The organism is Variovorax sp. Varisp41 (assembly GCF_047325085.1).
Classification (GTDB): domain Bacteria; phylum Pseudomonadota; class Gammaproteobacteria; order Burkholderiales; family Burkholderiaceae_C; genus Variovorax.
The window spans coordinates 6,642,034-6,667,069 of sequence record NZ_CP168540.1 but is presented as its reverse complement, the minus strand read 5'-3'; the positions used below and the strand labels follow the sequence as shown (position 1 = coordinate 6,667,069).

The following is a 25,036-nucleotide window of genomic DNA, read 5'->3' as shown; positions in this document are numbered from 1 at the left end:
GGCTCAGGAAGGATCGGCCAGCGCCGCCGAGGCGGCGCGCACCGCGGCGCGGTAGGTGTCCTTGTGCACGTAGTAGGCCATGCGCTCGAGTTGCAGGTACCTGTAGCCGCCCGAGAGGTCGGGCGGCGGTCCCTTGGCGGCCGTGCGCAGCGCCGCGGCCTTGGGCGAGCCCGCCGCCTGCGCGCGCAGGTAGCGCGCCACCAGTTCGGCCTGCTCGTAGCGCCCCTGCCAGCCGATGCCGCTGGCCTCGATCATGCCGAGCACGGCGAGGTTCTCGAAGCGCGGCGAGAAGATGTTGAGGTACAGCCGCGGTGCCATGCCCTGCCAGTCGAGCAGCGCGCGGTCGATGAACGGATAGTGCAGCGCATAGCCGGTGGCGGTGAGGATCAGGTCGTAGTCGCGCGTGCCGCCGTCCTTGAAGTAGACGGTGTGGCCGGCCAGCCGCTCGACGTCGGCGCGCACCGCGATGTCGCCATGGCCGATGTGGTGCAGGATCAGCGAATTGACGATCGGATGCGACTCGTACATGCGGTAGTCGGGCTTCGGAAAGCCGAAGCGCGTGGGGTCGCCGGTGAACCACTGCAGCACCTTGGCGTCCAGCCGCTGCTTGAGCCACGGCGGCAGCGGCTTCTTGCCGCCGAGCGTGTCGGCCGGCTTGCCGAACACGTACTTGGGCACGAAGTAGTAGCCGCGCCGCACCGAGATGTCGACGCACTTCGCGTAGTGCACCGCGTCGACCGCGATGTCGCAGCCCGAGTTGCCCGCGCCCACGATCAGCACCCGCTTGCCCTTGAAGATCTCGGCGTGCTTGTAGTCGCTGGTGTGCAGCAGCTCGCCCTCGAAGTGGCCGTCGAAGCGCGGATGCTTGGGCTCCGACAGCGTGCCGTTGGCGATCACCACGCCCTTGAATTCGAAGGTCTCCACGCCCTCCTCGCCATCGCCGTCGGCCGGGCCCACGCTCACCTGCCAGGTGGTGTCGGGCGCATCCGAGGTCGGCTCCACGCGCAGCACGCGCGTGCCGAAGCGGTAGTGCTCGCGCAGCCCGAAGCGGGTGGCGAAGTCGCTGAAGTAGCGGCGCAGCTCGCGGTGGCTCGGATAGTCGGCCACCGTGTCGGGCATCGGGAATTCGGTGAACTCGGTGGTCCTCTTGCTCGAGATCAGGTGCGCCGAGTGGTAGACCGTGGAGCGCGGGTTGTCGATGTCCCACAGCCCGCCCACGTCGCTGTGCGCCTCGAAACCCTGGAAGGGAATGCCGTGCTTCTGCAGGTTGCGGGCACCGGCGAGGCCCGAGGGGCCGGCGCCGATCAGCGCGATCTGTTCGTGGGTGGGCACTGTCGCTGTCACGTTGGCGGCGAGCCTTCCTTCGGCGTTGGCGGTGATGAAAAGGGTGGCAGCCCGGGGATCGGCGTGGCGCCGGCCTCGCCCGCGCGCGGCTTGCGCGGCTGACCGCTCAAGAGCCGGTCATGCAGCGCCTCGGGCAGGCAGTCGAGCGCCTTCGAGAGCCAGCCGATGCGCCGCGGCAGCACGATGCGCTCGCGGCCCGCGGCCACCGCCGCGAGCGTGCGGCGCGCGGCCTCCTCGGGCTCGAGCAGCCCCGGCATCGCGAAGCGGTTGCCCGCGGTCAGCGCGGTGCGGATGTAGCCCGGGCTCACCGTGTGCACCCCGACGCCGCTGCCGCGCAGCTCGGCGCGCAGGCTCTCGAGGTAGCGGATCAGCCCGGCCTTGCTCGCGCAATAGGCGCCGTTGCCCGGCATGCCGCGCCAGCCCGCGATGCTGGCCATGCCGACCAGCGCGCCGCGCGCCTCGCCGCGCATCGCGGCCACGAAGGGCTGGAAGGTGGTCGCGGCGCCCAGCAGGTTGATCTCGAGCATGCGGCGCAGCACCGCGAGGTCCTCGGCCTGCGCGGTGTCGAAGCCGCCGGCCACGCCCGCGTTGGCGATCACCAGGTCGGGCGTGCCGGCCCGGGCCATCCAGTCGGCAGCCATGGCCTGCATCGCCACCGTGTCGGCCACGTCGGGCGTGTAGACCGCGCAGCGCCCGGGCGCCAGCGCCTCGAGCGCGCGCAGCCGTTCGCGATCGAGCCCCACCAGTGCCACCTGCGTGCCGTCGGCGATCAGCCCGCGCGCCAAGGCCTGGCCCAGGCCGCCACAGGCGCCCGTCAGCACGGCATTGCGAAAGCGAGGGGGCATCGGGGAAGCGCGGCTCGAAAAAAGATGCGCCCCAATGTAGCGGCGCGTTTTACCGCGCCGCCCCGGCGTTTTCCCTTGCACGCCGGGCCGCGGGGGCCGGCGCCGCTCAGGCCTCGGCCGGAAACTCGATCTGGATCTTCACGTCCGTCGCCCGCCCTGCCGCGGCCTCCTCGAAGGCGCGGATGCCGTCCTCGAACGCGAAGGTGCGCGAGATGAAGGGCTTGACGTCGACCTGGCCCGAGGCGATCAGCGCGAGTGCGCGCGGGAAGATGTTGGCGTAGCGGAACACCGACTCGATGCGCAGCTCCTTCGCCTGGATCGCGACGATGTCGAAGGCCACCGGCGCCGGCGGAATGCCCACCAGCACCACGCAGCCGCCGGGGCAGGCCAGCTCGAAGATGCCCTCGAAGGCGCGCACGCTGCCGCTGGCCTCGAACACCGCGTTGGCGCCCCAGCCGTCGGTCAGCTCGCGCACCGCGTCGGCCAGCTGGCGCTCGCGGATGTTCACCGTGCTCACGGCCGGGTTGTTCGCGAACAGCGCGAGCTTCTCGGGCACCAGGTCGGCCAGGATCACGCGCGCCGCGCCGCCGGCGAGCGCGGCCAGCACGGTCATCGCGCCGATGGTGCCGGCGCCCACCACCACCGCCACGTCGCCGGGCTTGAGCGCGGCCTTCTTCGCGGCCTGCAGGCCGATCGCCAGCGGCTCGACGATCGCGCCCTCGGCGAAGCTCACGTTGTCGGGCAGGCGGAAGGTGAAGGCCGCCGGATGCACCACGTAGGGCGTGAGGCAGCCGTGGATCGGCGGCGTGGCCCAGAAGCGCACGGCCGGGTCGAGGTTGTAGATGCCTTCGCGCACGGCGCGCGAGTCGAGCTGCGGAATGCCGGGCTCCATGCAGACCCGGTCGCCGGGCCGCAGGTGCGTGACCTCGCTGCCGACCTCGGCCACCGTGCCCGAGGCCTCGTGGCCGAGGATCATCGGCTGGTCGACCACGTAGGGCCCGATGCCGCCGTGCTGGTAGTAGTGGACGTCGCTGCCGCAGACACCGACGGTGTGCATGCGGATCTTCACGTCGCGCGGGCCGACCGGCTGCGGCGGCAGCGCGATCTCGCGCAGCGCGAGTTCGTGGGCTTTCTCGAGGACAAGGGCTTTCATGGAAGGTTCTTGCAAAGGGTCGATCGGGTATTCAGTGCAGCGCTTCGGCCGCGGCGCGCCGCAGCGAAGCACCGGTCTGCGCATCGAACAGGTGGAGCTGGGTCGCGTCGATGCCGAAGCGCACGCGCTCGCCGAGCCGCGGCGCCTGCGCCGAATGCACCAGCGCGGCGATCTCGCTGCCCGGGCCGTCGCCGATGCTCACGAGCACCTCGTTGCCGAGGTACTCCACCAGCTGCACCTGGCCCACGAAGGCGCCCGCGTCGTCGGGCCGCGCGAGCAGGTGGGCCGGCCGGATGCCGAGTGTGACGCGCTCGCGCCCCTCGAGCGCGAAGCGGCGCGCATCCACGCGCACCGTGCCGCCGTGCCCGCGCAGCACGGCGCCGCCGTCGCCGTGCGCCACCGTCATCTCGAGCAGGTTCATCGGCGGCGTGCCGATGAAGCCGGCCACGAAGGCAGAGCGCGGGTTCTCGTAGATCTCGCGCGGCGAGCCCACCTGCTCGATGCGGCCGTCGCGCAACAGCACGATGCGGTCGGCCAGGGTCATGGCCTCGTGCTGGTCGTGCGTGACATAGACCGTGGTGGTGCGCAGCGTCTGGTGCAGCCGCGCGATCTCCACGCGCATGTGGTTGCGCAGCTTGGCGTCGAGGTTCGACAGCGGCTCGTCGAACAGGAACACCTTGGGCGTCTTGATCATCGCGCGCGCGATCGCCACGCGCTGCTGCTGGCCGCCCGAGAGCTCGGTCGGCCGGCGCTCGAGGTAGCGCTCCAGGCCCAGCGTGTCCGACACCTCCTTCACGCGGCGCGCGATCTCGCTCTTCGGCACCTTCAGGCGCTTGAGCCCGAAGGCGATGTTGTCGCGCACGCTCATGTGCGGATAGAGCGCGTAGTTCTGGAACACCATCGCGATGCCGCGCTCCTGCGGCGGCAGGTCGTTGACGCGCGTGCCGCCGATCAGCAGCTCGCCGCCGCTGATGTCCTCCAGGCCCGCGAGCATGCGCAGGATGGTCGACTTGCCGCAGCCCGAGGGGCCGAGGAAGACGACGAACTCGTTGTCGCAGACGTCGAGGTCGAACTGGTGCACCACTTGCGTGTCGCCGTAGCGCTTGATGATCTTGTGACAGCTGATGGCGGACATGTTGTTTCGTCTCTCTGAAAGGGGATGCGCGGTCTTCATGCCGCGTCGCGCTTGCGCTTGAAGGCCGCGTTGAGGAAGCCGCTGAGCACGCCGATCATCAGGAGCGGCGGCAGCGACAGCAGGATCACGGAGGCATTCAGGATGCCCCAGGGCACGTCGCGCCCGAGCTGGCTCAGCTCCGAGGCCACGATGGGCAGCGTCTTGGCGTCCGAGGTGGTCAGCATCAGCGCGATCAGGAACTCGTTCCACACCAGCACGAAGCCGAAGGCGATGGCGCCGACCAGCGAGCGCGCGGCGATCGGCAGCGCCACCTTGAAGAAGATCGCGTAGGGGCCGTAGCCGTCGACGCGGCCGGCCTCCTCCACCTCCCGGGGCACCGCCTTGAAGGCCGGGATCGCGAGCCAGATCACGGTCGACAGCGTGAGCAGCGTGTAGGTCACGATCAGCGCGATGCGCGTGTCGTAGAGCTCGAGCTGCAGCCAGATCACCATCAGCGGGATCGCCACCGCCACCGGCGGCAGGAAGCGCATCGACAGCACGAAGAACTGGATGTCGTCGGCGCGCCGCACCGGGTAGCGCGCCAGCGCATAGGCCGCGGGCAGGCCCAGCAGCGCGCCGATCAGCACGGCCGAGCCCACCACCACGAGCGAGTTGACGAGCCCCTGCGCCACCGCCTCGCGGCCCAGCACGTAGTCGTAGTTCTCGAGCGTGGGCGTGAAGAGGAACTTCGGCGTCGACGAGACGATGTCGACCCGGTTCTTGAACGAGTTGAGGAAGGTCCAGAGCACCGGCACCAGCGCCGAGAGCGCGGCGGCGGCGAGCACCAGTCGCGCCACCAGGGTGCCGAGGCCCAGGCGCCGGCGCGCGGCCGGGCGGATGGCGGGCGCATCGCCGGCGCGCAGCACGGGCGCGGCGGAAGTCGTGGCGGGGGTCATGCGGGCCGGGTCCATTTCCAGAGGTAGGTGAAGGCCACGGTCGAGGCCACCATCATCAGCACGGCCATGCTCGAGGCATAGGAGATGCGGCCCGACTCGATGAAGCCCTGCGAGAAGGCATACATGTCGAGGGTCTCGGTCGAGATGCCGGGGCCGCCGCGCGTCATCACGTAGATCAGGTCGAAGGCGCGCAGCGACTCGATCATCTTCACGAAGGTCAGGCTGATCAGCGGCGCGCGCAGCATCGGCAGCGCGACGAAGGCGTAGACCTCCCAGGGCTTCGCATGGTCCATGCGCGCCGCCTCGAAGGGCTGCGGCGGCAGGGTCTCGAGCAGCTTGAGCACGATCACCGCGAAGAACAGGCCCCATTGCCAGACGTCGACGAAGGCCACCGTGAGCAGCGCCGTGAGCGGCTGCGCGAGCAGGTCCAGCGGCTCGCCGGTGATCGCCTTGTAGGGCCAGGTCAAGAGGCCGAACAGCGGATGGAAGGCGAACTTCCAGACGAAGGCGGCCGACACGCGCGGCAGCAGCACCGGCACGATGAACAGCATGCACAGCACATTGCGCCAGCGCGGCGTGGCGCTCTGGAACAGCAGCACGCCGAGCAGCACCGCGAGCCCCATGGTGGCGCTCACGGTCAGCAGCTCCCAGGTCAGCGAGACGCCGACCGAGTTGAGGAAGCGCCGGTCCGAGAACAGCTGCAGGTAGTTGGAGAACCACACCCAGCCGATGTCGGACTGGCCGAGCTCGCGGTCCTGCAGCGACACGGCGATGGCGAACACGGTGGGCACCAGCGCCAGCACCGCGAGCACGAGCAGGCCGGGGCCGATGAAGACGAGCGGCAGTCGGGTCTTGTGAAGGGTCATCGCGGGACTCGCAAGGAACGCGGGGCCGGGCGGCTCACTTGCGGCGCCGCGCGATCAGCTGCTTGGCGTAGCCGTCGAGCTCGTCGAGGCCGGCCTGGATGTCGGTGCGCGAGCCGGTGATCAGCTCCTCGAGGATGATCCCCCAGCGATCGCCGAGGTCGGGCCAGGCCGGGTCCTGCCAGAAGTTGACCGCGGTGAGCTTGCCGGTGTCGGCCAGCGCCTTGCCGAGGTCGGCGCCGTAGCGCTTGGCGAACTCGGGACTGCCCAGCACGCTGGTGCGATTCAGTTCGCCGAACTGGCCCTCGGCGAGGCGGCGCTGCTCGTTCTTCTTCGAGGTGGCCCAGGCGATGAAGAGGCCGGCGCACTTCTTCGCCTCCTCGCTCTTGTTGGCCTTGGCGCCGATCGCCAGGCCGTGGCCGTAGCCGCCGCCGGTCAGCGGCGCGGGCGGCGTCGCATAGGCGATCTTGCCGATCACGGTCGACATCTTGGGATCGAGCGCGTTGCCCGCGAGCGGCGTCGACTCGACCAACAGCGCCACCTTGCCCGCGAGGAAGGCGCCGGTGGCCTCGTCCCAGCCGCCGGTCTTGGTGCCGGGCGCCGAGTACTTGAAGAGCTCGAGGTAGGTCTGCGTGGCCTTGAGCGCGGCGGGCGAGTCGAACACCGGCTTGTCGCCGTCGAACCACTGGCCGCCATAGCCGCGGAAGTAGGGCATCCAGCGCCACACGTTGGCGCCCGAGCCGCGCTGGCCGCGCAGCGCCACGCCGTAGACGCCGTTGGCCGGGTCGTTGAGCTTCTTCGCGGCGGCCACGAATTCCTCGAGCGTGGCCGGCGGCTTGATGCCGGCCTTCTCGAGCAGGTCCTTGCGGTAGACCATCAGGTCGCCGCCGCCGGTCAGCGGCGCGAACCAGGCCTCGCCCGCGTAGGTGGCGACCTTCTGGCGGCCGGGATCGAAGTCGGCGTAGTCGTAGTCGGCCGGGTAGTACTTCGCGAGCGGCACGATCCACTTCGACTGCGCGAACAGCGGCACGTTGGCCTCGTCCACGTAGTAGACGTGGTACTTGCCCACGGTCGAGGCATCGGCGCGCGTCTTGGTGCGGCGGTCGTTCTCGTTGAGGTTGTCGATGCTGAACGAGGCGCCGGCCAGGGCCTTGAACTCGTCCTTGTACTTTTCGAGCAAGGTCAGGCCGTCACGCGGCTGCGCCAGCACCCGCACGTCCTCCTTGCACATCGCGCCCTGCGCCAGCGCGGCACCAGCGGCACCGGTCGCCAGCAGCGCCACGAGCAGCGTGCGGGCGCGGGCGCGCCTCCCTGCGGATTCCTTGAACATCGCTTGTCTCCGTTGAACTTGTTGCGGATCGCCGGCCGAAGCCGGGGAACAAGCCCGCCGTGCCGGGCGCCCTTTTCGAGGGGCGGCACGACAGCGACGGGACGGGGTGAAGCGTATGCAGCGGCTCAGCGGCGCCGCGTACCCCCCAAACGGGGTACTGGTACTTTCATGACCAGGCCGACTGGGGTTTTACCGGGGTCGTGGGCGGGTAGTGGACGGTGCGCAGCCCGAAGCGCTCCTGCGCCTGCTGGCGGTAGGCGCTGGGCGTCATGCCCTTGTGCTGCAGGAAGCGGCGGTTGAAGTTCGCGATGTTGAAGAAGCCGACCTCGTAGCAGATGTCGCTGACCAGGCGGTCCGAGGTCTGCAGCATCTGGCAGGCCTTGGCGATGCGCAGCCGGGTCACGAACTCGGTGAAGGTGCTGCCCATCTGGCGGTGGAAGTAGCGCGAGAAGCTGCTCTCGGCCATGTTCGCGATGGCGCTGACCGAGGCCAGCGAGATCTCCTCGGCCAGGTGCTCGTCGAGATGGTCGAGCACGCGGCGCATGCGCGTGCTGGTGGCGGGGTCGCCGTCGGAGGGCTCGTCCTCGCTCGAGATCAGGCGCCAGTCCTCCCAGCGCGCGAGCTCGTGCAGCAGGCCGATGAACTCCGCCAGCCGCGCCATGCCCTCGTGCGCCTGCACGCGCTGGAAGCGCTCGCGCGCCACTTCGCCGATGCCGAAGAACTCGATGCCGCGGCGCGCGCGGTCGAGCATCGGCAGCACCGCGTCGATCTCGGGGAACAGCGCCGAGCCCTTGCGCAGCGGCTCCTCGCGGAAGTGGATCACCATGCTGCGGTCGGCGATGCCCTCGGCCGGCACGTCGTCGGAGATCCAGGTGTGCGGCAGCCGCGATCCCACCAGCGCCACGTAGCCGGGCTCGAAGCGGCCGATGTGGTTGCCCACGAAGGCCTGGCCGGTGGTGCGGTTGATGATCTGCAGCTCGTACTCGTCGTGGTAGTGCCAGCAGTCGAAGGGCCAGGGCACGCCGTGCTGCAGGCAGCGCACGGTGCCGCCGCCTGCGGGCTCGAAGCCCAGGCGCGGGTCGCGCAGCAGTTCGTGTTCGAGTTCGGGTTTGCGGGCGGCGCGCTGGGGTCGGTTCATCGTTCGTTGTCTCCCTGCCATCAGGCCGCCAACCGGATGCCGCGACCGCGGCGCCCATTCCCCGGGGGATCAGGCGCCAGCGACCTTCATGCGGTTGACCAGCAGCGAGCCCGTCGTCTTGGCGCCGAAAGTGTAAGCATCGGCCCCGATGGCTTCAATCCCCATCAGCATGTCCTTGAGGTTGCCGGCGATGGTGATCTCCTCCACCGGGAACGCGATGCGGCCCTTCTCGACCCAGAAGCCGCTGGCGCCGCGCGAGTAGTCGCCGGTCACGTAGTTCACGCCCTGCCCCATCAGCTCGATGACGAACAGGCCGGTGCCCAGCTTCTGCAGCATGGCGTCGAGGTCGTCGCCGGCCTGCGTGAGGCGCGAGCTCAGCACCAGGTTGTGCGAGCCGCCGGCATTGCCGGTGGTCTTCATGCCGAGCTTGCGCGCCGAGTAGGTCGAGAGGAAGTAGCCCTCGAGCCGGCCCGCGTCGACCACCTTGCGCGCCCGCGTGATCACGCCCTCGTCGTCGAAGGGCGAGCTGCCCTTGCCGCGCAGCACGTGCGGGTCTTCGCTCACGTCGACGTGCGAGGGCAGCACGGGCTTGCCGAGCGAGTCGAGCAGGAAGGTGCTCTTGCGGTAGAGCGCGCCGCCGCTGGTGGCCTGCACGAGCCCGCCGAGCAGGCCCGCGGCCAGCGGCGACTCGAACAGCACCGGGCATTCCACGGTCTTAATCTTGCGCGACTTCAGGCGGCTCAGCGCGCGCTCGGCGGCGTAGCGGCCCACGGCCTGCGGGCTCGCGAGCTCGTCGGCCGAGCGCATCGAGCTGTACCAGGCGTCGCGCTGCATGTTGTCGCCCTTGCCGGCGATCGGCGCCACCGAGATCGAATGGCGCGAACTCGCGTAGCCGCCGCGGAAACCGTGGGTGTGGGCGCTGAAGAAGTGGCTCTGCTGGGCCGAGACACCCGCGCCTTCGCTGTTGGTGATGCGCTTGTCGGTCGACAGCGCGGCGGCCTCGCACTCGAGCGCCAGCTTCGCGGCCTGCTCGCTTGTCACCGCCCAGGGGTGGAACAGGTCGAGGTCGGGATGCTCCTTGGCGATGTCGGCCTCGTCGGGCAGGCCGCTGACCGGGTCCTCGGCCGTGAAGCGCGCGATGTCGTAGGCCGCCTGCACGGTCTGGGCGATGGCCGCTTCGGAGAAGTCGGAGGTGCTGGCATTGCCGCGCCGGTGGCCGACGTAGACGGTGACGCCCAGCGACTTGTCGCGGTTGCGCTCGACGTTCTCGAGTTCGCCCTTGCGCACCGAGACGCTGAGGCCGCAGCCCTCGGAAGCTTCGGCCCCCGCGTTGGTGGCCCCCAGCTTCTTGGCATGGGCCAGGGCCGAATCGACCAGGTTTTCGAAGAAGGAGCGGCTGTAGGCGAAGCCGGAGTCGGCGCGCGAGGAAGAGGTCGTCATGTGGGTGGCTATGATACTTGCGCCCCCCGTTTCCCGTTTGGCACCGTTTTCCCCTCGGTCCCGCCGCGTTGCACCGCCGCGCGGCGCGGCACAGAATCCATCCCCATGTCCCGCAAACCCAAAAAAGGCTACTTCGTCCGCGGCCAGTTCGTCGCCGAAGGCAGCGAACTCGACCTGGAGCTCAAGCGCGAGCTCAAGGGCACCGACGACGCCAGCCGCACCGACCTCAAGCGCGAGAGCGCCGAACTGCAGAAGCTCGGCGAAGAGCTCATGACCCTGCGCGCCGCGCTGTTCGACGCGCTGCCGCTCGACGAGAAGCTGGTCGAGGCGATCCGCGAGGCCAAGCGCATCACCAACTTCGAGGGCAAGCGCCGCCAGATGCAGTTCATCGGCAAGCTGATGCGCAAGCTCGACGAGCCCACGCTCGAGGCCGTGCGCGCCGCGCTGGCCGAGCAGTCCAGCGGCCCGGCCGCCGAGACCGCGCTGCTGCACGAGGCGGAGCGCTGGCGCGATCGCCTGATCGCCGACGACGATGCGCTCGGCGGCTGGATCGAGACCCACCCGGCCACCGATGCCCAGCAGCTGCGCGCCCTCGTGCGCCAGGCGCGCAAGGACATCAAGGCCGGCCCGGCCGGCGAGGCGCCGCGCCAGGGCAAGGCCTACCGCGAGGTGTTCCAGCTCGTGCGCGAGCAGCTCGCGGTGCATGGCGGCGACGACCATGCGGCGGCCGCGGCGGCGCAGGACCGCGAGGAGGACGCATGAGCGGTTTCGATCCCGTACGCATCGGCATCGTCTCGATCAGCGACCGCGCCTCGAGCGGCGCCTATGAAGACAAGGGCCTGCCCGCGCTGCAGGACTGGCTGCGCCGCGCGCTCAAGAATCCGATCGACTTCGAGCCCCGGCTGATCCCCGACGAGGCACCCGGCATCAGCGCCGCGCTGATCGAGCTGGTCGACGCCGGCTGCTCGCTGGTTCTGACCACCGGCGGCACCGGCCCCGCGCTGCGCGACGTGACGCCCGAGGCCACGCTGGCCGTGGCCCACAAGGAGATGCCGGGCTTCGGCGAGCAGATGCGCCAGATCAGCCTGCGCTTCGTGCCGACCGCGATCCTCTCGCGCCAGGTCGCGGTGATCCGCGACCAGAGCCTGATCATCAACCTGCCGGGACAGCCCAAGTCGATCGCGGAAACGCTCGAGGGCCTGAAGGACGCCGAGGGCACGCAGCTCGTGCCCGGCATCTTCGCGGCCGTGCCCTACTGCATCGACCTGATCGGCGGGCCCTACCTCGAGACCGACGACACGGTCTGCAAGGCCTTCCGCCCAAAGTCGGCGATCCGGCCCGCGCGCTGAAGCTTCAGGGCTGGACCGCCGCGCCCCGGGCCTCGACCTCCTTGAGGCAGGCCTGCACCGCGGCATTCGACGCCTGCTCGTAGCAGCGCGAGGCGGCCGCACGCAGCTGCTTCTGCTGCTCGCGGCGCTGCTGCGCGTTGTCGAGCTGCCAGGTCATGAGCCATTGCATGGCCAGCGCCAGCGCGATGCCGAAGCCGATGGCGGCGCCGACCACCGTCGAGCGCCAGGTCCTCGTGGGGGACGCGGAATCCGCGGGCACCGATGCCGCGTCGAAGGCCATCGGCGAATGCGAGGGCGCACTGGCCTTGCGGCGGCGCGGCTCGCGGGCGGCGGCCTCGATGGAAGGCGAATAAGACTGGCGGTGGCTGCGGCTCATCGGTCCTGTGTGCTGTGATTCGCGGCGGATTGTGCGCCATCCGCGAGTCACGGACTGCTCAGGTGCCGAAGCCGTGCGTCTCCCCCGCCTGCTCGCAAGGCACGCGCTCGGCCTGCACGGTCGAATGGTGGATGTCGAAGCGCTCGGCCAGCAGCGCGCGCAACCGCTGCACCAGCGGCGCCAGGTCGTCGACACCGGGCGCGCTCACCACGTGCACGCTGAGGCTCACCTTGCCGCTGGACAGCGCCCACACGTGCAGGTCGTGCAGGCTGGCCACGCCCTCGCTCGCGAGCAGCGCGCGCTCCACCTCGGGCAGGTCGACCTCGTCGGGCACGCCCTCGAGCAGCACGTTGAGGCTCTCGCGCAGCAGGCGCCAGGTGCGCGGCAGCACCCACAGGCCGATGGCCACCGCGATCAGCGAATCGACCCAGGCCCAGCCGGTGAAGCGGATCACCAGGGCGCCGACGATCACGCCCACCGAGCCCAGCATGTCGGCCCAGACCTCGAGGTAGGCGCCCTTGACGTTGAGGCTCCTGTCCTTGCCGCTGGCCAGCAGGCGCATGCCGATCAGGTTGACGACCAGCCCGCCCGCGGCCACCAGCAGCATCATGGTCGACTGGATCTCGGCCGGCGCCGCGATGCGCCGCCAGGCCTCGTAGAGCACGTAGATCGCCACCAGGAACAGCAGCACCGCGTTGAGCACCGCCGCGAGGATCTCGAAGCGGTGGTAGCCGAAGGTACGGCGCCGGTCGGCCGGCCGCCGGCCGATGCGGATGGCGGCCAGCGAGATCGCCAGCGCCACCGTGTCGGTGAACATGTGGGCGGCATCGGACAGCAGCGCGAGGCTGCCCGAGACCAGCCCGCCGACCACCTCCGCCGCGAGGTAGGTCGAGGTCAGCAGCAGCGCCCAGCGCAGTGCCTTCTCGTTGGCGCCGGCGCCGTGCGAATGCTCATGGGCCATGGGATGCCTGCGGTTCGGGGTCGATGGGCGCGCCCTGCCGACGTTCCAGCAGCGCCGCTTCGTCCTCCTCGTCGTCGCGCCGGTGCGCGATCCGGTAGAGCAGCGGCAGCACCAGCAGCGTGAGCGCGGTCGAGGACAGGATACCGCCGATCACCACCGTGGCCAACGGCCGCTGCACCTCGGCGCCGGTGCCGGTGGCGATGGCCATCGGCACGAAGCCCAGCGAGGCCACCAGCGCGGTCATCAGCACCGGCCGCAGCCGGGTCAGCGCGCCCTCGCGGATCGCGGCATCGAGCGGCAGGCCGCCCTCGCGCAGGTTGCGGATGAAGGACAGCATCACCAGCCCGTTGAGCACCGCCACGCCCGACAGCGCGATGAAGCCCACCGCGGCCGAGATCGACAGCGGGATGTCGCGCAGCCACAGCGCCACGATGCCGCCGGTGAGCGCGAACGGGATGCCGGTGAAGACCAGCAGGCCGTCCTTGAGGTTGCCGAACATCGCGAACAGCAGCACGAACACCAGCATCAGCGACACCGGCACCACGATCTGCAGCCGCTTCGTCGCCGACTCGAGGTTCTCGTACTGGCCGCCCCAGTCGGTCCAGTAGCCCACGGGAATGCGCACCGACTGCATCGCCTGCTCGGCCTCGGCCACGAAGGAGCCGAGGTCGCGCCCGCGCACGTTGGCGCTGACCACGATGCGGCGCTTGCCGTCCTCGCGGCTGACCTGGTTGGGGCCGGGCGCGACCGACAAGGTGGCGACCTCGCCGAGCGGGATGAAGCTCAGCCGCTGGCCCTCGGGCGCGGCGCCGGTGGCGCCCTGCACCGTGCTGCCGGCAACGCCCGTGGGCGCGGCCGTGCCGCGCGGCAGCGCGATCGGCAGCCGCTGGATCGCCTCCAGGTCGGTGCGCAGGTTCTCGGGCAGGCGCACCACGATGCCGAAGCGCCGGTCGCCGTCGAACAGGGTGCCGGCCTCGCGGCCGCCGACCGCGGTCGAGATCGCGTCCTGCACGTCGCCCACGTTGAGGCCGTAGCGCGCGGTCTTGCCGCGGTCGATCTCCACCGTGAGCATCGGCAGGCCCGTGGTCTGCTCGACCTTGACCTCGGCCGCGCCTGCGATGCCGTTGAGCACGCCGGCCACCTGCGCGGCGGTCTTCTCGAGCACCGCCATGTCGTCGCCGAAGATCTTCACCGCCACGTCGCTGCGCACGCCCGAGATCAGCTCGTTGAAGCGCAGCTGGATCGGCTGCGAGAACTCGTAGTTGTTGCCCGGCAGCTTCTCGACCTCCTCCTGCACCGCCACCAGCAGCTCGGCGCGGCTGCGCTTGGGCGTGGGCCATTCGCTCTCGGGCTTGAGCATGATGTAGCCGTCGGAGATGTTCGGCGGCATCGGGTCGGAGGCGATCTCGGCCGTGCCGGTGCGCGCGAACACGCGCTCGATCTCGGGGAACTTGGCCTTCAGCGTGCGCTCGAGCTGCTGCTGCATCTCGACCGACTGCGTGAGGCTGGTGCCCGGGATGCGCAGCGCCTGGATCGCGAAGTCGCCCTCGCTGAGGCTGGGCACGAACTCGGTGCCCAGGCGCGTGGCCAAGAGGCCCGAGAGCACCACCGCCACCGAGGCCAGCGTGATCACCAGCGGCTTGGCGTTCATCACGCGCGCCAGCAGCGGCTCGTAGGCGCGGCGCGCCCAGGTCATCAGCCGGTTCTCCTTCTCGCCGACCTTGCTGCCGATGAACAGCGCCACGGCCGCCGGAATGAAGGTGATCGACAGGATCATCGCGCCCAGCAGCGCGATCACCACCGTGAAGGCCATCGGGTGGAACAGCTTCCCCTCGACGCCGGTGAGCGCGAAGATCGGCAGGTACACGATCATGATGATGAGCTGGCCGAACAGCAGCGGCCGGCGCGCCTCCTGCGAGGCCGCGAAGACCTCGTGGAAGCGTTCGCTGCGCGTGAGCGGCCGGCCCTTGTGGGCCTGCGCATGGGCCAGGCGCCGCACGCAGTTCTCCACGATCACCACTGCGCCGTCGATGATGATGCCGAAGTCCAGCGCGCCCAGGCTCATGAGGTTGGCGCTGATGCGCTGGTTCACCATGCCGGTGAAGGTGAACAGCATCGACAGCGGGATCACCAGCGCGGTGATGACGGCCGCTCGGATGTTGCCGAGGAACAGGAACAGGATCGCGATCACCAGCACCGCGCCCTCGAGCAGGTTCTTCTTCACCGTGGCGATGGCCTTGTCGACCAGCACCGTGCGGTCGTACACCGTCACCGCCTTCACGCCCTCGGGCAGGGTGCGGTTGATCTCCTGCATCTTGCGGTCGACCGCCTGCGAGACGCTGCGGCTGTTCTCGCCGATCAGCATGAACACCGTGCCCAGCACCACCTCGCGGCCGTTGTCGGTGGCGGCGCCCGTGCGCAGCTCCTGGCCGATGCCGACCTGCGCCACGTCGGACACGCGCAACGGCACGCCCTGCGCGTTGCCGAGGATCACGTTGCCGATGTCCTCGGCCGACTTCACCTGGCCCGGCGCGCGGATCAGGTACTGCTCGCCGCGCTTCTCGATGTAGCCTGCGCCCACGTTGGCGTTGTTGCGGTCGAGCGCGGTCACGATGTCGGTCATCGTGAGGCCGTGCGCGAGCAGCTTGGCGGGATCGGGCGCGATCTGGAACTCCTTGGCGTAGCCGCCGATGGAGTTGATCTCGGTCACGCCCGGCACGTTGCGCAGCTGCGGCTTGATGATCCAGTCCTGGATCTCGCGCAGGTCGGTCGACGTGTAGGGCTGGCCGTCGGGCCGCTTCGCGCCCTCTTCCGTCTCCACGGTCCAGAGGTAGATCTCGCCCAGGCCGGTGGAGATCGGCCCCACCACCGGCGAGATCCCCTCGGGCATCTTCTCGCGCGCCGACTGGATGCGCTCGTTGACGAGCTGGCGCGCGAAGTAGATGTCGGTGCCGTCCTTGAAGATCACGGTCACCTGCGACAGCCCGTAGCGCGACAGCGAACGCGTCTGCTGCAGGCCCGGCAGGCCGGCCATCACGGTCTCGATCGGGTAGGTCACGCGCTGCTCGGTCTCCAGCGGCGAGTAGCCGGGCGCGGCGGTGTTGATCTGCACCTGCACGTTGGTGATGTCGGGCACCGCGTCGATGGGCAGCTTCTGGTAGCTGAACACGCCGAGCGCGGCCATGCCCAGCACCGCGAGCAGCACCAGCCAGCGCTGCTCGATGGCGAATCGGATCACACGTTCGAACATCGTGCGTCCTCAGTGGGTGTGGGTCGCAGAGGCCTTGCCCTGCTGCGACTTGACGACGAAGCTGCCCGCGGCGGCATAGGCCTGGCCCGGCTTCAGGCCGCCCGTGATCTCGATGCGCTTTCCGTCGCTGCGACCGGTCTGCACGGCCTGCGGCATGAAGCCGCCGGGCACGCGCAGGAACACGGTGGGCTTGTCCTCCACGCTCTGCACCGCCTCGGCCGACACCGTGACCGGCGCCTGCAGCTCGGAGGCCACCAGCTCGACGTTGACGAACAGCCCCGGGCGCCACACGCGCTGCGGGTTGTTGAGCGTCACGCGCGCGGTCGCGGTGCGCGTCTGCGCGCCGAGCAGCGCGCCCACGTACGAGACCTTGCCCTGCGCCACCTGGTCGAAGGCGGTGGAACGGATGTTGACCGTCTCGCCGGTGCGCACCAGCGGCAGGTGCTGCGCGGGCACGCTGATCTCGGCCCAGACGGTGGACAGGTCGGAGACGGTGAAGACGTTGGCGTCTTCCTTGACCGATTCGCCGAGCGAGATGTGCTTCTCGACCACCAGCCCGTCGAAGGGCGCGCGCAGTTCGTAGCGGCCCAGCGCGCCGCCGCCCGAGCCCGGCACGGCGCCGAGCGCCAGCAGCTTCTGGTTGGCGTTGGCGACCGCGATCTGCGCCTCCTGCATCGCCTGCTGCGCCTGCAGGTAGTCCTGCTGCGGCGAGATCTTCTCCTCCCACAGCTTCTTTTCGCGCTCATAGGTGCTGCGCGCCAGCTCGAGCCGGCGCTGCGCCGACTGCAGCTCGCTGCGCTGCTCCGACAGCGCCGGGCTCGAGATCACCGCCAGCACCTGGCCGCGCCGGACCTCCTGCCCGAGGTTGGCGGGCACGCTGTCGACCACGCCCGGCACGCGCGGCACCACGTGCGCCGTGCGGTCCTCGTTGAAGCGGATCTCGCCCGGCAGTTGCAGCGCGGTGCGGATGTTCGCGGGGCCGGTGGTCTCGATCGCCACGCCGGCGGCCTGGATCTGGGCCTCGGTGAAGGCGATCCTGCGGTCCTCGCCCTCGTGCCCGCCGGCGGCGGCCTTGGGTTCGGCCTTGGTCTCGCCCTTCGCTTCGCCTTTTGCTTCGCCCTTGGCCTCCTCCTTGGCCCCGTGCCCGTGGCCGTCGTCGCCGGCCGCGGCCTTCTTCTCGCCCTTGCCCTCCTCCTCGTGGTGCTCGCCATCGGCATGGCCCTTCGCCTCCTCGTGGTCATGGCCATGGCCGGCGGCTTCCTTGCCGCTCTCGTGGTGCTCCTCGTCGGCATGCGCGGCCGACTCGGCGTGGCCGCCGACGGGCTTCGACGGTCCTCCGGTGCGCAGGATCAGCGCGCCGACGGCCAGCCCCGCGGCCAGTACGACGGCGATCGCGATCCATTGCTTGCGGCCCACGGCGGGCGCGGCGTTCTTGCGTTCTTGTTCGATGCTCATGGGAAACCTCAGCGGGTGACAGCGGAATGGGGGTGGCGGCGGGAATGGCGGCCACGGGGGCCGGGGTGGCGAGGTCGTCGGACAGGCCCTCGGTGCCGAGCAGCCGGTCGAGCTCGCCCGCGGCGCGGTGCGCCTCGGCCAGCGCCAGCAGGTACTGCGCGCGCACCTGGAACAGCGTGCGCTGCGCATCGAGTGCCTCGAGGAAGCTGAACTTGCCGAGCTCGAAGCCCTTGGTGGCCGCGCGCCAGGCCTCGGCCGCGCCGGGCAGCGCGTCGCGCTGCAGGGTCTCGGCGGTGGCGCGCGCCGAGCGCAGCCGCTCGCCCGCCTGGGCCAGGTCGGCGCCCAGCTGCAGTTCGGCCGCGGCGAGTTCGTCGCGCGCCTTCTCCTCGCGGCTCAGGGCCTCGGCGAGGTTGCCGCGGTTGGTGTCGAAGATCGGCAGCGGCACCGACAGGCCCAGCACCACCTGGTCACGGCGCGAACCGCCGGTGCCGCCCTCGCCCTCGGAAGCCGGTACGCGCTTGGCGCCCAGCGACACGGTCACGTCGGGAATGCGCTTGGCGCGCTCCAGCTCGGACAGCGCGCGCCGGCGCTCGACCTCGAGCCGCGCCTGGCGCAGCGCCGGTGCCTCGGCACGGCGCAGCGCCACCTCCTGCTCGCTCATCGGCTGCGGCAGGCCATCGACCGCGCCTTCGACCTGCGTGAAGCGCGGCGCCGGATTGCCCCACAGCGCCGCGAGCTGCTGGCGCGCCGTGCGCAGGGTGCCCTCGGCCTGCATCAGCTCGACGCGGATGCCGGCCTCCGCCACGCGCGAGCGGGTTTCCTCGAGCGGCGAGACCTTGCCGGCCGCCACGCGGTTGGCCGCGGCGCGCGTGGCCGCTTGCGCGAGGCCCACCGAGTCCTGCGCCAGCCGCAGCCGTTCCTGCGCCGACAGCACCTCGAAGAACAGCGTGATCGCGGTGGCGCGCAGTTCGGCGCGCTTGGCCGCGAGCGCGGACTCGGCCTGGTCGCGCGCGCGTTCGGCCGAGCTCACGCGCGCCGCGCGCTTGCCGCCGAGCTCGATCGGCTGGCTCAGCTGGACGGTGGTGGTGCGGTTGTCGCGCCGCGTGTCCTCGAGCGTCACGTCGAGCGTGGGATTGGGCCAGGCGCCGGCCTGCACCAGCGCGCCATCGGTGGCCTCGCGCTCGCGCCGGGCCGCGAACAGGCCCGGGTTGGCCTGGAACGCCAGCGCGAGCGCGCTGCGCAGGGTCAGCGGGCTCGCGGGCTCGAGGCTGGCGGAGGCCTGCGATGAGGCAGCAGAAGTGGGAGTGCCGGTCGCGGCCTGCTGCGTGGGCAGCGAAGGCTGGGCGAAGACCGGGGGTACCGCCAAGGCCAACACGGCCAGCGGCACGAAGAGCGTGCGCATCGGATTCTCCTGGGTTGCGAAACAACGAACGGGAAAATCCGGCGAGAGCTCAGTGCATGAACGGTGTCAGTGCGAAAAGGGAATGAAGGCGTGCTCTCGCCGGATCAGGCGGCGAGAGTCCATGCGGGGCGCACGGGCACTTCGGGGATGTGGGAGTCGAAGGACTCGGCGAGCACGGCGCGCGGGCCCTGCGGAACGAAGGCGATGCCGGGCACTTCGGCGGGCGCCGCCACGGCATGCTGCGCATGACCGAAGTGGCACAGGGCACAGTCGCCGATCGCGGGATTCGGCACGTTGCCGGCGTCCTTCGACGTACCCGCGTCGGCGTGGCTGCGATCCTCGGCCGCGTTGCCCGGATGCTCGTGGTGGCCCCAGTGCTGCGTCTGCGCGTCCTGTTCGTGCGCGCAATAGGCGGCCGACATCGCCCAGCTGTACTGGAGCGGAAGCAGGAACACCAGGAAGATCAACAGCCAGCGGCGCATGGGAGCGGGAGTATATCGACGGCACCTGCGTTGCCGGGCCTCTCAAGACCCCACGGAACGCGGGTGCAGCGCAATGTACGACGCCTCGAAAGGGCTTTGTCCGTCAGACGGATTACGAATTTGTAACCCCCTGCGGAGCCCCTGTTTCATTACCATCCGGCGATGCGAATTCTTGTGATCGAGGACGAGCCCAAGCTGGGCGACTACCTCAAGAAAGGCCTGGAGGAGAACGGTTACGTCGTCGACATCGCGCGCGACGGCATCGAGGGCCGCTACCTGGCCACCGAGGGCGACTACGGCCTGATCCTGCTCGACGTGATGCTCCCGGGCATCGATGGATTCGCGGTGCTCAAGGCGATACGCCGCACCAAGAACGTCCCGGTGCTGGTGCTGACCGCGCGCGACAAGGTCGAGGACCGCGTGAACGGCCTGCAGCAGGGCGCCGACGACTACCTGGTCAAGCCCTTCTCGTTCTCGGAACTGCTCGCGCGCATCCAGGCCCTGCTGCGCCGCGGCCAGGCCCAAGACGCCACCGTGTTGCGTCTGGCCGACCTCGAGCTCGACCTCGCAAGCCGCAAGTGCCAGCGCGCGCGCAAGCGCGTCGACCTGACCTCGAAGGAATTCATGCTGCTGACCGTGCTGCTGCGCCGGCGCGGCCAGATCCTGTCGCGCACCACGCTGGCCGAGCAGGTGTGGGACATGAACTTCGACAGCGACACCAACGTGGTCGAGGTGGCGATCCGCCGGCTGCGCGGCAAGATCGACGATCCCTTCGAGGTGAAGCTGCTGCACACGGTGCGCGGCATGGGCTACGTGCTCGAAGACCGCTCCTGGGCCTGAGGGCCCGGTCTCCCGTCCCTCTCCCGGCGAGCATGCGCGCCCCCTCCATACGCCGCCGGCTGTCGCTCTGGTTCGCGGCCCAGACCTTCTTCGGCCTGAGCGTGGTGTGCCTCGCGGTCTACCTCGTCACGGCCTGGAACTTCGGCGCCAAGCAGGACACCGAGATCGCGCACAAGGCCGAGCTGGTGCAGCACCTGCTGGCCGAGAGCGAGAAGGCCGGCGATCTCTCGACCCTGCGGCACAAGCTCGAGGACTTCTTCTCGATGGAGGACGAGTTCAGCCTCTCGATCGTCACGGCCACGGGCGACACCATCTTCCGCTCCGCGCCGCCGGCCGGCGGGCGCTGGGTGCGCAGCGACCTGCGCATGCCGTGGCGCGCGCCGGGCGCGCAGGCCGCGCCGCTCACGGTCTCGATCGGCATCAGCGTGGCCAACGACGCGCGCCTGCTCGAGCGCCTGGCCTGGACCCTGCTGGGCGCGGTGCTGCTGGGCACGGCGCTGGTCTCGCTGACCGGCTTCTGGCTGGTGCGGCGCGGCTTGCGGCCACTGAAGGCGCTGGCCGAGCGCACCGCGGCGATGGCGCCCGACCGGCCCAACGAGCCGATCGACGCGCTGGCCTTCGCCGAAGAGCTGCAACCCTGGATCACGCAGTTCAACGCACTGCTGTTGCGCGTGCAGCGCGCCTACGTGCAGCTCGAGTCCTTCAACGCCGACGTGGCGCATGAGCTGCGCACGCCGCTGGCCAACCTGATCGGCTCGACCGAACTCGCGCTGACCCGGCCGCGCGGCAACGAGGAACTGCAGGCGGTGCTGGCCTCCAACCTCGAGGAGATCGGCCGCCTCTCGGGCATCGTGACCGACATGCTGTTCCTCTCGCAGGCCGAACGCGGCGGCGCGACGCGCTCGCGCGCGACCGTGAGCCTGGCGGCGCAGGCGGTGGACGTGATCGACTTCCACGACGCGATGCTCGAGGAGGCCGGGCTGCAGGCGCGCGTCGAAGGCGATGCCAGGGTCGACGTCGATGCGGCGCTGGTGCGCCGCGCGCTGTCGAACCTGCTGGGCAATGCCATCCGCTTCGCGGCGCCGGGATCGACCGTCGCGATCGAGATCGGCCCCGACAGCGGCCCGGGCAGCCAGCGCGACGCGATCGCGCTGGTGCTCGTCAACCGCGGCGCCGCCATCGCGCCCGAGGTGCTGCCGCGGCTGTTCGAGCGCTTCTACCGCGCGGCCCCGGCGCGCGACGGCTCGGCCCGCCACCATGGGCTGGGCCTGTCGATCGTCGAGGCCATCGCGCGCATGCATGGCGGGCGCGTGTTCGCGGCCAGCCATGACGGCACGACGCGCATCGGCTTCACGGTGCCAACGCAACCGTGACGCGCGGGCGTTCGGCCGCCTTCGGCCGCTGACGCCTTTCTTCTTCATCGCACACGTAACGCCCGAGAACTTTGGGCTTCTTTCGCGGAACTGCGCGTACCTTTCGTCGGCCAAGCCGGGTTTATCCCGATACGGCGCAGGCGCCGCGCCCCCAAGAATCCGCCCTCAATAAAAAGCACGGACGTTCGTTTTATTAACCGGCACCCAAGGAGATGAGCATGAATGGATTTTTCGGTGGCCTGCTGCGCCGCCTGGCGCTTTCCACGGTCTTCGCCCTGCTGGGCCCCCTGAGCCTTCTGGGCATCGCGGCGCCCGCGCAGGCGCAGGACACCGCCACCCAGACCAGGTACCCCATCGTGCTCGTGCACGGCCTGTTCGGTTTCGATTCGCTGTTCGGCGTCGACTACTGGTACGGCATTCCCTCGGCGCTGCAGCGCAGCGGCGCGCGCGTGTTCGTGGCGCAGGTGTCGGCCGCCAACAGCACCGAGGTGCGCGGCGAGCAGTTGCTCGCCCAGGTGAAGAACATCCTGGCGATCACGGGCGCCGCCAAGGTCAACCTGGTGGGCCATTCGCACGGCGGCCCGACCATCCGCTACGTGGCGGGCGTGGCGCCGCAGCTGGTGGCCTCGGTGACCTCGGTGGCCGGTCCGAACAAGGGCTCGCGCGTGGCCGACATCCTGCGCGGCACCGTGCCGGCCGGCTCGCTCGGCGAGAGCGTGCTCAACGGCGCGGTGAATGCCTTCGTCGCGCTCATCAACCTCGGTTCGGGCGGCACCGGGCTGCCGCAGATGCCGGTGGCCGCGCTGAACTCGCTGACCGCGGCCGGCTCGGCCGACTTCACGCGCCGCTTCCCGCAGGCCGTGCCCACGGGCTGCGGCGACGGCGCCGAGGTGGTCAACGGCGTGCGCTACTACTCGTGGACCGGCAAGCAGCCCGTGACCAACCTGCTCGACCCCAGCGACGCTTCGCTCGGCCTGCTGAGCCTGAGCTTCGGCGAGACCAACGACGGGCTGGTGGCCGTGTGCTCCTCGCGGCTGGGCAAGCACCTGGGCGACTACCGCCAGAACCACCTCGACGAGGTGAACCAGCTGCTCGGCGTGCGCGACTGGCTCGCGCCCGACCCGGTCGCGCTGTACCGCCAGCACGCCACCCGCCTCAAGCAGATCGGCCTGTGACGCGCCGCTGGCCCCTGGTTCTGGCCGCGGCCGCGGTGGTGGCGCTCGGCGGCTGGTGGTTCGGCATGTCGGGCCCGGCGGAAAGCGAGGCGCGCACGGGCGAGGCCACGTCGGCCGGTCCCGCGCCGTTGCCGCAGGCACCCGCGGTCACCGCGCCTGCAGCCATCGCCGACAGCTTCCTCACGCCGAACCTGCGCGACCGCATCGAGGCGCTCTTGCTCGAGGCCGGCGAGGCCGCGAGCCCCGAGGACCTCAAGCGCCGCGTGGAGGCGCTGGTGCCCGCGCACTTCGCGCAGCACGAGGCGGCGCGCGCCCGGGCGCTGCTGGGCCGCTACGTCGACTACCGCGTGGCGCTCGGCGCGCTGCAGCTGCCGGCCGACCTCGGCGATCCGCGCGCGCTGCGCGACACGGTCGAGGCGCGCCGCCGGGTGCGCGAACAGCACTTCATGCCCGACGAATACCAGGCGCTGTTCGGTGCCGACGACGACTTCGACCGCTACAGCCTCGCGCGGCTCGAGATCGAGCGCAACACCGCCCTCACGCCCGCGCAGCGCCAGGCCGCGCTCGAGGACAACGAGCGCAGCCTCGGCGAGACCCAGCGCGCGCAGCGCGCCCAGACCGTGGCCCAGCTCCAGGTGGCCTCGCAGACCGCGGCGCTCGAGGCGCGCGGCGCCAGCGACCAGGAACGCTTCGCCGAACGCAGCGCTCAGTACGGCGCGCCGGCCGCGCAGCAGCTCGCGCAGCTCGACCGCGAGGAACGCGACTGGCAGGGGCGGCTCGCGCAGTACGCGGCATTGCAATCGGCCAAGGCCGACGCGCAGTCGCTCGAACAGATGAAGCAGCAGCTCTTCACGCCCGAGGAACGGATGCGGCTGGAAGCGGCGCTGCAGTTGCGCGCGCAGGCGGCGGCCGCGGCGCCGTCGATGACGCCGCGCTAGGACTCCACGCGCGCCGCCTCGGCCGCGCGCGCCTCGCGCCCCATCACGAGGTTGATCAGCGGCCCCGTCATCGCCGTGGTCGCCAGCGCCATCACCAGCAGCATGGTGAAGAGCTCGGGGCCGATCAGGCCGACGTCGAGGCCGATCTTGATGACGATCAGTTCCATCAGCCCGCGCGCGTTCATCAGCGCGCCGGTCGCCAGGCTGTCGCGCCAGCCGTAGCCGGCCAGGCGCGCGCCGATCGCGCCGCCGGCCAGCTTGCCGACGCTGGCGACCGCGACGATCAGCAGCAGCGCGCCGATGCCGGCGCCCGAGAAGGCGCTGGCCGTGGTACCCAGTCCCGCGAGCGCGAAGAACAGCGGCATCAGCAGCACGATCGACAGCGGCTCGATGCGCTCCTGCAGCGAACGCAGCAGGCGGTCGTCGCGCGGCAGGCAGGCACCGAACAGGAAGGCGCCGAACACCGCGTGCAGGTGCAGCCATTCGGTGAGCAGGGCCGAGACCAGCAGGCCGATCATCAGCGAGGCCAGCACCGTGGTCGAGGGCTCGCCGTCGGGCGCGCGGGTGCGCAGCAGCCAGGCATAGGCCGGCTTCAGGCCGAGGAACAGGAAGGCGAACAGCGCCACCGCGCCGCCGCCGGTGCGCAGCAGCCCGGGGTAGCCCTCGCCCGCGCCGGCCAGCGCCACCACGAAGGCCAGCAGCACCCAGGCGAAGACGTCGACCACCGCGGCCGCGCCCAGCGAGAGCTGGCCGAAGGGGGTGCGCGTCAGGCCGCGGTCCTTGAGGATGCGCGCCATCACCGGGAACGCGGTGATCGACAGCGCCGCCGCGATGAACAGCGCGAAGGGCCAGAAGCCCACGCCGGCCGGTGCCAGCGAAGGATGCAGCGCGGGCGCGATCGCCAGGCCCAGGCCCAGCGGCGCGACCACGCTGGCGATGCCGACCCAGCCGGCCGACCGGAGCTGCGCCTTCACGCCCTGCGAGGCGCGCAGCTCGAGGCCGACCACGAACATGAACAGCACCAGGCCCACGGTGGCGAGCGCCGACAGGCCGCCCAGCGACTCCCTGGCGAAGATCTGGCCATGCAGCGAGGGGAACAGCGCGCCCATGACGGCGGGACCCAGCATCAGGCCGGCGGCCATCTCGCCGACCACGCCCGGTTGGCCGAGATGGCGCAGTACCCAGCCGCAGACGCGGGCCGTGCCGAGGATGACGATGAGTTGCAGCAGCAGCGTCGTGGTGGACATCGGCG

21 protein-coding genes and 1 pseudogene are annotated in these 25,036 nt (G+C 70.7%); 6 read left to right on the top strand and 16 right to left on the bottom strand.

Translation table 11 applies throughout. The annotated features are described in order from the left end of the window. Positions 1–3 precede the first annotated feature (3 nt). From ACEN9J_RS30895 to pmbA, 9 genes are all read right to left on the bottom strand, one after another. Positions 4–1,344 (bottom strand): flavin-containing monooxygenase, encoded by a 1,341-nt coding sequence (locus tag ACEN9J_RS30895; RefSeq protein ID WP_413762919.1) that lies wholly within the window; start codon positions 1,342–1,344, stop codon positions 4–6. Continuing rightward, positions 1,341–2,189 (bottom strand): SDR family oxidoreductase, encoded by an 849-nt coding sequence (locus ACEN9J_RS30890; RefSeq protein WP_413762918.1) that lies wholly within the window; start codon positions 2,187–2,189, stop codon positions 1,341–1,343. The genes ACEN9J_RS30895 and ACEN9J_RS30890 overlap by 4 nt, the downstream gene beginning before the upstream one ends. Positions 2,190–2,295: 106 nt before the next feature. Continuing rightward, the gene (locus ACEN9J_RS30885; RefSeq protein WP_261212564.1) at positions 2,296–3,342 is read right to left on the bottom strand and encodes an NAD(P)-dependent alcohol dehydrogenase; all 1,047 of its coding nucleotides are present in this window, start codon (positions 3,340–3,342) and stop codon (positions 2,296–2,298) included. 31 nt (positions 3,343–3,373) lie between these two features. Beyond that, positions 3,374–4,477 carry an ABC transporter ATP-binding protein gene (locus ACEN9J_RS30880; RefSeq protein WP_057592132.1) on the bottom strand — a complete coding sequence of 368 codons (1,104 nt, stop codon included), beginning with the start codon at positions 4,475–4,477 and terminating at the stop codon, positions 3,374–3,376. 35 nt (positions 4,478–4,512) lie between these two features. After that, the gene (locus ACEN9J_RS30875; protein WP_413762917.1) at positions 4,513–5,412 is read right to left on the bottom strand and encodes a carbohydrate ABC transporter permease; all 900 of its coding nucleotides are present in this window, start codon (positions 5,410–5,412) and stop codon (positions 4,513–4,515) included. After that, positions 5,409–6,278, bottom strand: a complete 870-nt coding sequence (locus ACEN9J_RS30870; protein WP_057592131.1) for a carbohydrate ABC transporter permease — start codon at positions 6,276–6,278, stop codon at positions 5,409–5,411. Before ACEN9J_RS30870 ends, ACEN9J_RS30875 begins: the two co-directional genes overlap by 4 nt. 34 nt (positions 6,279–6,312) lie before the next feature. Continuing rightward, positions 6,313–7,605 carry an ABC transporter substrate-binding protein gene (locus tag ACEN9J_RS30865; RefSeq protein ID WP_413762916.1) on the bottom strand — a complete coding sequence of 431 codons (1,293 nt, stop codon included), beginning with the start codon at positions 7,603–7,605 and terminating at the stop codon, positions 6,313–6,315. Between the two features lie 166 nt (positions 7,606–7,771). Further along, entirely contained in the window at positions 7,772–8,743 is a 972-nt protein-coding gene (locus ACEN9J_RS30860) for a helix-turn-helix domain-containing protein (RefSeq protein WP_057592129.1), read from the bottom strand. A gap of 69 nt (positions 8,744–8,812) precedes the next feature. Then, positions 8,813–10,183 (bottom strand): metalloprotease PmbA, encoded by a 1,371-nt coding sequence (pmbA, locus tag ACEN9J_RS30855; protein ID WP_413762915.1) that lies wholly within the window; start codon positions 10,181–10,183, stop codon positions 8,813–8,815. Between the two features lie 105 nt (positions 10,184–10,288). On the opposite strand from pmbA, the gene yjgA reads away from it, so the two are divergent. After that, positions 10,289–10,945 carry a ribosome biogenesis factor YjgA gene (gene yjgA / locus ACEN9J_RS30850; protein ID WP_057592127.1) on the top strand — a complete coding sequence of 219 codons (657 nt, stop codon included), beginning with the start codon at positions 10,289–10,291 and terminating at the stop codon, positions 10,943–10,945. After that, complete coding sequence (gene mog, locus ACEN9J_RS30845; protein ID WP_261212556.1) at positions 10,942–11,532, top strand: molybdopterin adenylyltransferase; 591 nt, start codon at positions 10,942–10,944, stop codon at positions 11,530–11,532. Before yjgA ends, mog begins: the two co-directional genes overlap by 4 nt. Positions 11,533–11,536: 4 nt before the next feature. Here the strand turns inward: mog and ACEN9J_RS30840 are convergent, their stop codons facing one another. The 6 genes and pseudogenes from ACEN9J_RS30840 to czcI all read right to left on the bottom strand — a co-directional run bounded on the left by ACEN9J_RS30840 (position 11,537) and on the right by czcI (position 19,458). After that, positions 11,537–11,908 (bottom strand): hypothetical protein, encoded by a 372-nt coding sequence (locus ACEN9J_RS30840; RefSeq protein WP_413762914.1) that lies wholly within the window; start codon positions 11,906–11,908, stop codon positions 11,537–11,539. A 58-nt stretch (positions 11,909–11,966) separates the two neighbouring features. Then, positions 11,967–12,869: a cation diffusion facilitator family transporter gene (locus tag ACEN9J_RS30835; RefSeq protein ID WP_413762913.1), complete on the bottom strand. Its 903-nt coding sequence runs from the start codon at positions 12,867–12,869 to the stop codon at positions 11,967–11,969. Further along, positions 12,859–16,119 carry a CusA/CzcA family heavy metal efflux RND transporter gene (locus ACEN9J_RS30830; RefSeq protein ID WP_057592123.1) on the bottom strand — a complete coding sequence of 1,087 codons (3,261 nt, stop codon included), beginning with the start codon at positions 16,117–16,119 and terminating at the stop codon, positions 12,859–12,861. Before ACEN9J_RS30830 ends, ACEN9J_RS30835 begins: the two co-directional genes overlap by 11 nt. Positions 16,120–16,128: 9 nt before the next feature. Beyond that, positions 16,129–17,574 (bottom strand): efflux RND transporter periplasmic adaptor subunit, encoded by a 1,446-nt coding sequence (locus ACEN9J_RS30825; protein ID WP_413762912.1) that lies wholly within the window; start codon positions 17,572–17,574, stop codon positions 16,129–16,131. Between the two features lie 46 nt (positions 17,575–17,620). Further along, positions 17,621–18,976, bottom strand: a pseudogene (locus ACEN9J_RS30820) (TolC family protein); the annotation flags it as partial. Positions 18,977–19,080: 104 nt separating this feature from the next. Further along, positions 19,081–19,458, bottom strand: coding sequence for a cation efflux protein, CzcI family (gene czcI / locus ACEN9J_RS30815; protein ID WP_057594848.1), 378 nt, complete (start codon positions 19,456–19,458; stop codon positions 19,081–19,083). Between the two features lie 162 nt (positions 19,459–19,620). On the opposite strand from czcI, the gene ACEN9J_RS30810 reads away from it, so the two are divergent. The 4 genes from ACEN9J_RS30810 to ACEN9J_RS30795 all read left to right on the top strand — a co-directional run bounded on the left by ACEN9J_RS30810 (position 19,621) and on the right by ACEN9J_RS30795 (position 23,784). Continuing rightward, complete coding sequence (locus ACEN9J_RS30810) at positions 19,621–20,298, top strand: heavy metal response regulator transcription factor (RefSeq protein WP_057594849.1); 678 nt, start codon at positions 19,621–19,623, stop codon at positions 20,296–20,298. A 32-nt stretch (positions 20,299–20,330) separates the two neighbouring features. After that, entirely contained in the window at positions 20,331–21,671 is a 1,341-nt protein-coding gene (locus ACEN9J_RS30805; protein WP_413762911.1) for a heavy metal sensor histidine kinase, read from the top strand. A 218-nt stretch (positions 21,672–21,889) separates the two neighbouring features. Further along, positions 21,890–22,846 (top strand): esterase/lipase family protein, encoded by a 957-nt coding sequence (locus ACEN9J_RS30800; RefSeq protein WP_296737341.1) that lies wholly within the window; start codon positions 21,890–21,892, stop codon positions 22,844–22,846. Next, positions 22,843–23,784: a lipase secretion chaperone gene (locus tag ACEN9J_RS30795; RefSeq protein WP_413762910.1), complete on the top strand. Its 942-nt coding sequence runs from the start codon at positions 22,843–22,845 to the stop codon at positions 23,782–23,784. Before ACEN9J_RS30800 ends, ACEN9J_RS30795 begins: the two co-directional genes overlap by 4 nt. Here ACEN9J_RS30795 and ACEN9J_RS30790 read toward each other — a convergent pair. After that, positions 23,781–25,031: a cation:proton antiporter gene (locus ACEN9J_RS30790; RefSeq protein ID WP_413762909.1), complete on the bottom strand. Its 1,251-nt coding sequence runs from the start codon at positions 25,029–25,031 to the stop codon at positions 23,781–23,783. The genes ACEN9J_RS30795 and ACEN9J_RS30790 overlap by 4 nt on opposite strands. Positions 25,032–25,036: the final 5 nt, after the last annotated feature.